We start from the raw sequence: 12,471 nt of genomic DNA on the forward strand, positions 1-12,471 counted from the left end.
CGCTCTTTCACTTGCCCTGCGGATTGTTCTTGAGCCAATCGAACATGATCGATTGCGTCTGCGGCTTGGTGATGTACTGCGGGAAAGGGTGCACATACTGAATACCTGCACCTGCTGCACCTGCTGCACCTGCTGCACCTGCCGCAATTGAACCGCCTGTGTATAGGAGTGCAGGATTGGCAGTAAAGATTCCTGTAACAAACAAAGCTCCGCCAGCCAAGAAACCACCACCCCCAACGATTGCCGCCGTCTTGCTGTAAGTCACCGGATCCCGCCAATCATTGACCTGGCCAAGGTAAGCGGCCCCCGCGCTGCTCACGCTCTGGCGCATGATGCTGTTGCTCACCGGCGAGCCCAGTGACACAAAGCTCAGGTTTTCATAAGCCTTGCCGTACAGCGCACCCGCTTGCAACGCCTTTCTTGCGTCTTCGTTCCCAGCGCTGTGTGTCACCACCAGCGTCGGCCCCTGTGCGTTGAGCGTTCTGTAGGTGTATTCGTTGAGCACGTCCTTCTTGCTTAGACTGTTGGGCAAGTATTCGCCCACATCCTTGTCCAAGCCTTGTGTGCTGTTGAGGATGAAGCCCGTGTTCTCGCCCCCCAGCACCTTGGACAAAGCTTGCGCACTTGCAGCTGCAGTCTCTGGCTTGTTTTGCATGCCCGTTTGCACAAATACCCGCGCTTTGCCGTCTATGTTCACGTAGCCCATGTCGCTCTCCTTGGCAATTTCTGCTCTGTCTTTGGGGTTGTTCAGGTCCTGAATACCGCTGCTGGTCATGTTTTGCGCCGAGCTGTCTTTGACCAAGATCGGCGTATCGGTTTTGCCAATGCCTGCGATCAGCTGATTGAGGACTTCGGGGTTTTCTGCAGCCAGCTTGCGCAAATCGTTGTCCGTGAGGTTGATGATTTTGTCGTTGTCATTCTTGTCCCGCGCAACGATCTTGCCTTTGTAGTGATACAGGTAGTTGTTGTCGGTGGCATTGAATGCCGTAGCCGCACCAACTGCGCCACCCGTAGCTGCACCGACAGCCGTGCCCGCCGCCAAAACCAAGGCTTGCTTGAGTTGTGCGGGCATGTCGCTGGTCATGAGCGCCTGTCCTATTTGGTCAATCACGGCCTGGCTGCTGGCCGCGCCCACCGCACCTTGCATGCCCCCCGTTAAACCACCCACCACCGCATGCAGAGCTAAACGGTTCTTGCCGCCTTCACGCCAAGCGGTAATGCCCGCCTGGTCGCCGGATGCAAGCGCCTGGTCGTATTGCTTTTGGGCGTAGTCCCCCACCGCCTTGCTCGCTTGCTTGCCAAACTCTTGAGTGATGGTGACTTGCGCTTCAATCTCTTTTGTGACTATTTCTGCGTCAAAGGTCATGGGTAAAGACAGCGAGGATCGCAATGTTCCAGATATATGTAATCTTTGGCCCGCATGCATGAATGCACCTGAAGAGTATGTTTATTCAAGCCTTTAAAGTAATCTGCTGTTGTTTGGTTGCGCTGTATTTCATAACCCGCTTTAAAAGTAACTGGATCACCACCGCAATCAATGAAATCCTCTTTGCGTCCCTCCCTCGTCATCCCTGCTTTAACCCAATGGGCTCCGTAGGGTTTTATGGATTGAACAATCCTCGCGTGCTCAAGCGCACATGGTCCGTTGATGCACTGACCATACAAACAGCCTGATAAAAGAAAAGGCATAGCAATCAGTCCGCATAAAAAAATCAGAGATCGATTTTTCATTTTCCAGCTCCCAATAAAATCCCAATAGCTTTCCAAACCTCTGGTGACATACCTTCCGCAGCTGCAAAAGGCGCGGCAAGCGGAATTGCGGCTTCGCTCCAACGGTCTTGAAGAATTTTCAAGGAATCACTTCGCGCCCGTGCTGCGTTCCCCTGTTCGTCGTATAAGCCACTGGCCTTGCCGCCAATGTAGTCATGCGATCCAGCAAACGATTCGATCAACTTGTCTTGCCAACTTCCTGCGGCATAAGGCAGACCGAATAACGTGCCTTTGGCACCCTGTAAACCACCGGTAGCACCCACCATTTTTTGACCTTCGAGAGTTTTCAGGAAATCATCAAATGTTTCTCGTGTCCCGTCTGGTTTTACTCTGCCATCGAATGTCACTGGCTTGCTGGTATCAATAGTCCCATCCTGATTCTTGACAAACGTACACCGACTGCTATCTGGCCCACACAACACATCCAAATCTAACCGCGTACCGCCCACCTTGACCCCATCCCCTCTGACACCCTCGCTGGGGCCGCTGACGTTGCTCAGCACTTTGCCCGTGCTGTCCACCACCCCGGCAAACTTCTTGGAGTCTTCGATCATCAAGTCCCGCATCTTCTCTGCCGCCGTTGACAGCGCTTCTTTAGTGATCACGCTGCCCACCATGCCCGTCAGGGCTCCGGTCAGGATGTTCAAGGCCCGCTCTTGCATGTTCACGTCTTTGATGGCTTGTTCTGCTTTGGCCTTTTCCTCCGGTGTGCTGGCGTTCTTAGCCTGCTCTTGCAAGGTCTTGCGCTGGCCGTTGGTGTATTCCGTGATGGCTTTACCCGCCTGTTTGCCAAACTCTTGCGTGATGGTGACTTGCGTTTCAATCTCTTTTTTGACTCTGTCTGCATCAAAGATGGTCTTGATGCCGGCTTCTTTGTCTCCCGTTCTTGCTGCTGTGTTGCCCGCTACGCCGCTGATGCCTGCTGTGCTGGTGCTTTGAGCACTGTCCTTGTCGCTGCCAAAGCCCACTCCGCTCATCCCTGCGCTGGCGCTCTTGCCGGGAAGTGACCCTGCGCCCAGACCCACACTCACGCTCTTGGCTTCATAGCTTGCACTGTTTTGCAGGTCGGTCGTGGCGAGCGTGCCGCCGGTTTGGAAGCTGTTCTTGTTGTTGTCCTTGTTGTTGTCGATGGCCGTTTTCGTGCTGGTGATCTGGCCGCCTGTCAAGGTGGTGTTGCCTTTGACTTCAACTTGGAAGCCGCCGTCTCCCGCCCTGATCGCGCTTTGCTCATTGACGCTGGTGAAGGTGCTGTTGATCTTGCTTTGGCCTATGTTCAAGCTGCCGCTAAAGCCCGCTCCAACCATGATGGAGCCGCCTGCGCTTTTGCTGCTTTCTTTGTATTGGTTTTGATCCTGCAGGCTCTCGATGGTGAGGTTGCCGCCCACTTGGGCTGTCACCTGGTCTGCTTTGACCACTGCACCTTTGAGCGTGGTGTCACCGCCTGATTCGATGCCCACCGCACTGCCCGCCACTTGCGTGTTGGTGTAGGTCACGCCGTTGCCCGCGCCTTGGCCTGTGGCTTTGCTGGCACTGGCCGTAAAACCCATGCCGCCCCCGCCAGCACCCAACTGGATGGCCACGCCCACGCTGGCGCTCTTGCTTTGGTCGCTGCTGCTTTCGTGCGTGGTGTTTTGTGCGGCCAGCAGGTTGACTTGGTTGTCGGCTTTGAGTGTGGTGGTGCCTGCGGCTTGGATGCTGCTGCCTTGCACCGTGAGGTTGCTGACCTGTCCATCGCCTGTGGCTTGGATGGTGATGTTGCCGCCTGCGTTGATGCTGGAGCCTCGGGCGTTGTCTGCGCTGGAGCTTTGTTTGGACTGGCTGCTGCTGGAGCCCAGGCTGATGCTGATGCCTATGCCACCTGCTTTGTCGGCGGCGTTGCCTTCAACCAAGTTGCCCTTGGCGTCTTTGACCATGCCGTTGGCGTCGCCTTGTCCGGCCTTGACCGCGTCTGCCGCTTGTTTGAGGTTGAACGCCGCGTTGGCCCCAGCCAACGCTTGCATGCGGCCACTGCTGGTGTTGCCTGCCGCTTGCAGTTGGCTTTGCACAGTCTGTAGGGCCGAGACCACCGGGCTGGTGATGGCCACCGTCAGGCCGCTTTGCTTGAACTTTTGTTCTGTGCTTTGGCTGCCGGTTTCGCGCGCTTCGGTGATGTCTACTTTCTGGGCGGTGATGGCGATGTCGCCTTTTGGCGTCATCACGTCACTGCCGGTCTGGGTGAAGGCCCCGCCTGCTTTGATGGTGACGTTGCCATTGATCGCCCCGATGGTCGATGGGGCTGCGCTGGTGCTTTGGCCCTGTTGATCCAAGCTTTGCTGGCGCTTGCCCACCGTAAAGCCAATTCCGCCACCGCTCATGAGGCCGCTTTTGGTCTCTTGCCGATAGTCGGTTTGGTTTTGCGTGTTTTGCGCCGCTAGGGTGGTGACGTTGCGCATGGCGCTCAGGTTCACAGCTTGGTCGGCCAGCACGTTGGAGCCTGTGACGGTGAGGTCTTGGCCCGCCGCAATGCTCACGCTGGCACCTTCGAGGTTACTGGCCACCGCAGTGGTGCTTTGGCTGGTTTGCCGGGTGCTGAGCGTGCGACTGGACAGCATGCCTTTGCTGGTGACGGTGTTGGCCGTGTCCAGGCTTTGACTGGTTTGGCCTGCACCGATGGTGACATCGCGCTGCGCCGCCACGCTCAGGGTTTGGCCTGCGTTGATGCTGGCCGCTTTGGCGTTGATGTCTTGCCCAGCGCTTAAAGTCAGATTGCCTGCGGCGCCGATTTGGCTGCCCTCGTCTTGGCTGGAACTTTGGCGCAGGTAGTTCACGCCGCTCCAGCGGATGTCTTGGCTGTTGGCGGTGGAGACGGTACCCAAGTTGATGTTTTGTGCTGCGCTCAGGGTAGTCCCTGCATTGGGGCCTGAGCCTTGGTTGCTGATTTGCGCAGCAGTCAGGTTGAAGTCTCGCCCGGCGTTGGCGATCAGCACGCCTGCGGGGCCAGAGACGTACAGACCGGCCACGCGGTCGATGCCAGTTTGTGAAAAGCTGTTGTTGCCTGCTCGGTGGCTGCTGCTTTGGGTAGTGGTGCGCAGGTTGATGTCGCGCCCTGCACTGAGCAGCGCTGCATTTTGAGCCTGGATTTGCCCGCCGATGTTGTTGATGTCTTGTGTGGCTTGCATGGCCACGGCTGCGCCGCTGACCTTGCCACCCATGTTTTGGATGTTGTTGGCGTTGATTTGCACCAGATTGCGTCCAGCGATGGTGCCACTGTTGGTGGCATCTGCGTTCAAGTTGAGCTGCACGTCACGGCCTGCAAGCAAGGCGCCTGTGCCGTCCACATCGCCGGGTTGAACCCGCACATACACCTGCGGCACCAGCACGCTTTGTTTGGAGCCATCGGCCAGCGTGACTTCTTGGGTGACCAGCCAGACCATGTCGCTGGTCAGCTGTGCTACCTGTGCTGCGCTGAGGGCAATGCCGGGACGCAGCTTGAGGGCTTTGGCTGTGGTCAATCCGTTGTTCATGAGGGCCATGTACTGCGTTTGGTCGTTGCTGTAGTCTCCCAAGAAGCGTTGACCGGTCAGGGCCTGCACTTGCTCGCGTACAAGCTTTTGTTCATAAAAGCCATCGCCCATGCGCTTTTGTGAGGTGGCGGGATCGAATTGCAGCTGCGCGGTCATGAAGTCTGAGCCCAGCCAAGTTTTGTATTGCGTGAATTGGGGGTCGGACTCGACCAGGTATTTGGCCCCGGCTTCGGGGTGTTGGTGGTACAGGCTGGTGTTGGGCACTGTGGTGCGCCAATTCTGGGTGCGCACCTGCGTTTGCGTGCTTGGACTTTGTGCGTTGGCTTGAGCGGTGGTCACGCTGCCTTGGGCGATATTGGCTTGGGTCCCTGCAACAGAGATCAACCCTGCAGTCAGCATCTGGCGGGTCACGCCACCCGCAGCATCCGCTTGTGTTTGCACGGAAGACAAAGTGCTGTCTGCAGGAGCCGTGCTTGTGGATGCGCTGGCCGCATTCTGCTCGTAGCGAGCTGCGTTCATACCTATGGTTTGTGTGGATGCTGCGGGTGCATAGGTGCCAGTGCTGCTGCCAGAGGTGTCGCGACCGTTTCGGCGTGCGCGCCAAATAGATGTGGCGGTGCCTGCATCTGTGGTGATTTGTGTACCTTCGCCCTGCTGGTTGTCCACGCGTCTGGCCTGCACACTCAATGAGCCACCGGCAAGGATCTGGCTTTTGTCGTTAAGCACCGTGTCTGCCGTCATGGTGATGCCTTGGCCAGCCCGGATTTGGCCAGGCGCGGTTTGCGTGACCACGCTGGCGTCGATGGTGCGGGTGTAGTTGTACAGAACAAATGCATCACTGGTGCCTGCGACGGTGGTCATGCAATATGACTCACAATCCCATATGCGTGTCACTGAAGCCGCAAATCGGGTACTGTTGTCACTGGCTGATGCCACATCACCCGGGGCATGTTGATATTCGATGATGCTGGTCTGGCTGATTTGCTGCACTTGGCTGACAAAGTGTTCATTGGTGTTGCGGATGTTGGTCGCTTGAATGGTCAGCGCTTGCGTTGCTTCAATGGTGGCGCTGTTGTTGTGGATGCTTTGTGCTGTGCCGCCTGAGCGCCAGTTGGTGTTCAGCGCGCCACCCAGAGTCATGCCGCCGCCGCTGTAAATCAGGGCGTTTTCTCGGTTGGTCAGGGTTTGCACACCCATGTCGACCCGTTCACGACCGGCGATGGTGGCGGCTCGTGTGGTGGCGCCCACAGCTTCCTCTTGATTTATCAAGGTATTGGACGCAATGGCCAAACGGTCGCCGTACATACGGCCTGATCCCAGATTGTTCACGTTCGCCCCCTGTATGTGGGTGTCTGCCCCGTCGATCAGGCCCCGATTGGTCAGGGTGTGGCTGATTTGAAGTGTGGTGGTTTGGGCGCTGAGCAGTTGACCGCTGGCTTGGTTGTCCAAATTGCCCGCCGTGATGCTGAGATTTTTGCCGGCTTGCACGGTAACCGGATTGATCAGCGTGCCTGTGGTTTGCAGCTGCAATTCCCCCCCGGCTTGCAAAGTACCTGCCAAGGTGTGGTCGCTTTGCAGGCTCAGGCTGACGTCGCCTTGCGAAACGATTTGCCCAGCCCCGCTCAAGCGGCCTGCACGCACCACAACGCTTCGGTCGGCGACGACCAGGCCTGCATCGTTGCTCATGCGCAGAGTGGGGGCGGTGGTTGGCGGCGTATTGGTGCCCGTGGTGATGTGCAATTGCTGGCCGGCACTGAGTTGACCGTGGTCGTTGTGGAGCAATCCGTCACTTTGAATGTTCAGGTTATGTACAGCCCGAAAAGCACCTTGGGTATTGTCTATGTTGCTGGCACTCAGGACCACGTTTTGTCCTTCCAGGCCAGTGGGTGCGGGTGCGCCGTCGCTGGCTGTGGCCCGGGTGTTGGCGTTGGTGATGGCGCCCACCAGCAGGGTCAGGTTTTGGCCTGTTCGCATCAAGGCCTGACTGTTGTCGATGGTGCCGCTGGCGACATCTGCAGTCATGCTTTGTACGGCCAACATTTGACTGCCGGCGTTGTTCAGGCCTGTGGCCTTCAGCATCATTTCGCCACCGCTGTAAATTTGGCTGTTGCCAGAGAGCGCTGAGTTGTTCACCGCTCCAGTGCTGGTCATCGTCAAATCACCTTGGGCGTGAATGAGGCCAGACCTGTTGTCGACACCACCGCTTTGAATAACCAGTTGACCACCGGCAATCAAGCCCTGAGTTGGCGCATGGGGGTCAGCACTGCGGGTGCCTTGGTTGCTCAGGGTCTGGCCGTGGGTGTCAATTTGCAAGTCTCGTCCAGCGGACACCAACCCTTGGGTGGTGTTGAGGGTGCCTGTGCTCAGAAGGATTTCGCGTCCGGCAATGATTTGGCCGAGTGCGTTTTGCAAACTGTTTTCTGCTCCGCTGAGGGTGATGTCCAGGTTTTCCTTGGCTTGAATAAGCCCTTGTCGATTGTCTAAACCGTTGATTTTGGACTGCAACGACACCTGCCCATTTATAGATACCAAAGTGCCTTTGGTGTTGGTGATGCCCCCTGCGCTCAGGGTCATGTTTTGCTGTGCGGAAATCAACCCATTGGCGTTGGTGGTTTTGTCGCTGGTGGAGATCTGAACTGTGCCGTTGCCTGTGATTTTGCCTTGGGTGTTGTCCAGGCTCATTGCGTCCACTTTCAACAGGCCTGTGCCTGCGTGGCCCATCAGGCCGCTGGTGTTGGTCAGTGCACCGGCATTCAACATGAAGTTGATTGCGTTGGCAACGATTCGTCCACTTGTATTGTCTAAGCTGCCCAATGTGTTGATGCTGGTCGTTTGCACGCCGGTCCCGGTCTGCTCAATGGCCCCATGGTCGTTGACGAGTTGCCCCACTCGGATGTTCAGCTGCTGGGCGCTGATCTGACCCTCGGTGTTGTCCAACTTTTGTGTGGCTTGGCTGTTGGCGGTGAGGGTGAGTTTTCCAGGTGTGCTCACTTGGGCTTTTCGGGCGTTGATGTCGCCGTTGTTGGCGATCAGGCTCACGTCGCCTGCGGTGGTGCCGGTATGGCTGCCTGCCAGGTTGAGGGCTGATCCTGTCAGGCTCATGCCGTTCGTCGCCAGCAATTGGCCGGCGCTTTGCAGGGTTCCGCTGGTGTTCACTGTGAGTGTGCCGGTGCCGCTGAGTTGGCCATCTGCGGCCATGCCTGCGGCCAGCACGTTGGTGCTGATGCCTGCCACGCTGGCAGCGTGGATGTTCAGGTCTTTGGCTGCGGCGATGGTGCCGCTGGTTTGGAGGCTTTCGGCAACGGTGAGTGTTTGTGAGCCAGCGGCATAAAGACTGCCGCTGTTGGCCAGACTCTTGACTGTGCTGCTGAGGTCTTGGGCCGCGTAGATGCTGCCGCTGTTGGTGAGTGTTTGGGCGCTGACTTGCACCGCCCCGGAGCCGATGATGCGCGCCCCATCGATTACAGCGGCTTGGGTATGGCTTTGCACGGTGTTGATCAAGTCGCCTTGGCTGTCAATGGACAAGGTGCCTTGACCGGCGTGCAAGATTTGTCCGGCGGTGTTGTCGATGCCTTGCGCACGGATGTTCAGGTGACGGGCGGCACTGTAGATGGTGCCTGCGGTATTGTTGAGTTGTCCTTGCAGGGCCAGGCTTTGGTCGGCTTGTCCGGTCTGGGTGATTTGGCCTGCAACGTTGCTCAAGGCTTTGGCATGCAGAGTGAGTGCCTCCCCTTGCAATTGAGCACGGTCGGTGGTCAGTGTTTGGGTGGTCTGCATGCGCAGGGTTTGCGCCGCCAGAATGCGGCTGCCTGCAGCTTGCAGCTCGCCTGTGGTGGCTTGCACGTGGATGCTGGGCGCTTGTTGGCGCGATTGCGAGACATCGAGGCTGGCTGCTTGCAAGCTCAGGGCTTGGGTGCCCAAGGCCTGGCCTGCGGTTTGCAAAAGCCCATCGGCCGATACATGCAGGGTTTGACCGCCTGTGGTGGCACCCGAAGGCAGCGTTTCGAGGCTGCCGTCTGCCCGCATGCCTGCGGCCCAGACCGTGGTGGCGCTGGCCAGGATTTGGGGGGCAGAGCTGCCTGTATTTGTACTTATGCCTGTGTCTTTGGCCTGAATTTGTACGCTGCCCAATGCAGCCACAACGCCGCTGTGGGTTTGGCTGCCTTGAGAAGTCAACTGGGCATGACGTTCGCTGTAGACCGTGCCACTTTGCACCATGGTGCCTTGGGTCTGGACGACCACATCGCCCCCTGAGGCCTGGAGGGTTCCGCTGTTAGAAAGCCAGCCTTGATGGCTCAGGGTCAAGGGGCCACTGCTTGCTTGCAACAAGCCGGCATTGCGCACCCCCAGACCAGCCTCAGTGCCGATGAGAGTAATTTTGCCGGCATACATGCCCCCCAGAGCCGCCACGTCAAGCGCATAAATGGGTGGGCTTGCTGAGCTTGCCAGCAGATTGCTTTGCACAGTGGTGTCGGCGCTCACGCTGGCTGCGGCAATGTCGTTGGCACCCGTGACCACTTGCAGTTGCTGTGCCCAGATGCCTGCGTTGACTTGCAAGGCGCGACTCAAGATGGCGGTGTAGTCTGTGCTGCGGGCATCTAGGCCTTGCCCTTCAATGGTCATTTGTCCACCTTGAACCCGGAAGCTTTCTAGAGCTCCGGCGTTCATGATTGCGGTGCCGGTGGTCAAGGTGGCCGTACTGGCATTGATGAAGCCGCCGCCATTGATGGCCATGCCTGATGGGTTGGCCACAATGACTTGGGCGCGTTGTCCGGCCACCTCGACATAGCCTTGCAGGTAGCTGGGGTTGCTGGAGTTGACTTCGTTCAGGATGACCCGCGCACTGCCCGTGGCCAACCAGGGGTTGCCTTGCACCCAGCCGCCTTGTTGGGTTTGCACTGGGGTGCGGCTGTTGTTCAGCACCGCGCCCGCAGCGCCCACGTCAAACTGGCTGTAGGTGTTGCGGCTGACACCCGCTGCGCTGGGTGTGCGGATGTCCACTTGGACCACACCGTTTGAAGTGGTGAGTACCGTGGGACGTTGGGCCGAGGGCGCTGTAGGGTCTGCCACGATGCGTGTAGTCACAGTTTGGGCCTGCAAGGGTGCAAGCCATGCCAAGGGCAAACACACCAAGGCCGTCCCTGCCAACCATTTGCACACCAGACCGAGGACAGAAAGTCTGAGTTGACCCGGGTGAGCAGCGCCACACCTTGTCGCACCGGATGCGCCTTGGCCATGCCCCATGGCGGTTTCGGCCACCGCCATCAAACAGCCTCGGGCTTTGTTGAAAACGATGCGGTGACGGGTTTTGTTCATGGTGAGCTCCCTCTTGTGCGTTCATTTCGGTGACGTCTTGAATCTCAGTAACTGACGCTCAAACTGAAGCCTGCGGTTTCAGTGGCGGTTTTGAAGCGTTCGGGTTTGCGCAGTGGGCGTCCGGCAAACAGCTCAAATTGCATGCGTTTGTATGGCCCGCGCCAACCCAGCACCAAACCGGTCAGGTTTTGCCCAACCAGGTTTTGTGCACTGGCACCGGCCACATGGCCGTGGTCAATTCCCGCATAGACTTGCGTGCCTTGTGCGGCAGCCAAGCTCAGTTCGTTGCGCCATAGCCAGCCGCGTTCTGCGGTCAAAACGCTCAGGCCATCAAAACCCCGCACCGTGAAACGACCACCAATGCTGAAACGGTCTTGTGGGGTGAGCGGTGTCTTGTTGTGTTGAGCCTTCCAGGCGCTGTGCCATGTCCAGGATTGCTGCGCTGCCTCAAACGGCCATTGCACATTGGCGTCAAGCATCCACAGCCGCATGCGCGAGGTGCCTTCGCCAAAACCTTCTTCGGGCGCAGGCAAAGCACCCCAAGCACCGGTGCCAGCGCGATACGTCAGATTGGCCTCGAACATGGCACGGTCGATAGCCCGGCGGTGTCCGAGTCCCCACTCAAGGCCACCGACCACGCGGCGCTGGACTTCGACCTCCTGGTCATCGATGTAGTTGTTGGAGCGTCGTTGAAAGCCTTTGAGACTGACGGTGGTTTTGCCTGCGGCATCCCGCTGGATGATGCGCGAGAGTTTGACTTCACTGTTGGCACTGCTGCCGCTGTAGAGCACATCGGCATTGGCGCCAGCCACGTTCTGGTGATAGCTGTTTTGACTGAGCGTGACCGAGAGCAGGTTGTACCCCCAAGGCACCGAGTAATGCACGGTGCGTCCATCAGTGCCTCGGGGACCAGGCTCTTTGGCTCCCAACTCGCTTTGCACAGTGATGTAGAACAAGTCGCTCAGCGTCCACCAGTTGTCATAACTGAGAGTGGCGTTGCCCTGCAGCTTGCCTGTGCTGCGGGTGCCGCTGTCATCCATGCTGGCACTGAGGCGAAATGGCAGGGTTTGCGCATGGCGTATGACCACATCAGAAAACCCCGGTTCTTGCGCGGGCTGGATGTCGATGTCTGCTTCTGATGTGGGAACGCGCTTGAAGTTTTCCAGCGCTTGTTCAATGTCTCGCAAATTCAGAACGTCACCTGCAGACATCGGTACCGTGTTCCAGAGGCTGCCGCGCTGTCCGGAGCCTTGTGCCCAACGGACTTCTTGGATGCGACCCGGCAAGACCTGAAGGGTCAGCCGACCTGTTTGCAAATTTTGTGGGGCAGCCAGAATGCGACTGGTCACAAAGCCCCGGGCGATCAGGGCATTTTGCAGACGGTCTATCACGATTTGCACGCCTTGAGCGCCAATGCAGCGTCCCTCCACAGGGTCTGGGTTGGCCAGTGTGGCATGGCCATCTGCATGACTCAGCAGCCACGACCACTGCGGCAAGGTCTCGATGGACAAGGCCAATTCTTGAATCGGAAAACAGGGGCTTTCTGTTGCCAACCAACGAACTTCTGGTTCGACCCCATCCTTTTGCAAGCGCACATCAGGCGCTGGAATGGTTTTTTGCCTTTGCTGCAACGCTTCTTGAGCGCGCCGCTCTTGTTCTTGAGAGCGCTGTTGGAGGTCGTTTGCAGTTTGCGCACACACGCACGAGCAACCCAAACCGAGTGCCGACAGGTAACCAAGAAAGAATTTCAAAACGATTCCTGAATTGTTAAGAATCAGGAATCCTACCCACAAATGATTACCAAATAGTTACAATTTGTTTCTTTAGTACCTCTTCTTGAACGCAGAGACAACGCCCCCGCACAAGCCCGCCGCGGCCTCCC

Annotated in this window: 4 protein-coding genes; all 4 read right to left on the bottom strand. The window is 57.8% G+C overall.

Features of this window, described 5'->3' with window-relative positions; genetic code table 11:
- Positions 1 to 7: 7 nt before the first annotated feature.
- The 4 genes from B9Z31_RS10190 to B9Z31_RS10200 are packed head-to-tail and all read right to left on the bottom strand — an operon-like array spanning position 8 to position 12,340.
- Positions 8 to 1,366 (bottom strand): hypothetical protein, encoded by a 1,359-nt coding sequence (locus B9Z31_RS10190; RefSeq protein WP_100119444.1) that lies wholly within the window; start codon positions 1,364 to 1,366, stop codon positions 8 to 10.
- A complete protein-coding gene (locus B9Z31_RS15380; protein WP_143473838.1) occupies positions 1,363 to 1,731 on the bottom strand; it encodes a hypothetical protein in 369 nt (122 codons plus the stop codon). The genes B9Z31_RS10190 and B9Z31_RS15380 overlap by 4 nt, the downstream gene beginning before the upstream one ends.
- A complete protein-coding gene (locus tag B9Z31_RS10195) occupies positions 1,728 to 10,589 on the bottom strand; it encodes a hemagglutinin repeat-containing protein (RefSeq protein WP_100119445.1) in 8,862 nt (2,953 codons plus the stop codon). The genes B9Z31_RS15380 and B9Z31_RS10195 overlap by 4 nt, the downstream gene beginning before the upstream one ends.
- Before the next feature lie 44 nt (positions 10,590 to 10,633).
- Positions 10,634 to 12,340 carry a ShlB/FhaC/HecB family hemolysin secretion/activation protein gene (locus tag B9Z31_RS10200; RefSeq protein WP_233200888.1) on the bottom strand — a complete coding sequence of 569 codons (1,707 nt, stop codon included), beginning with the start codon at positions 12,338 to 12,340 and terminating at the stop codon, positions 10,634 to 10,636.
- Positions 12,341 to 12,471 lie beyond the last annotated feature (131 nt).

Source organism: Limnohabitans sp. G3-2, from assembly GCF_002778275.1.
Classification (GTDB): Bacteria; Pseudomonadota; Gammaproteobacteria; order Burkholderiales; family Burkholderiaceae_C; genus Limnohabitans_A.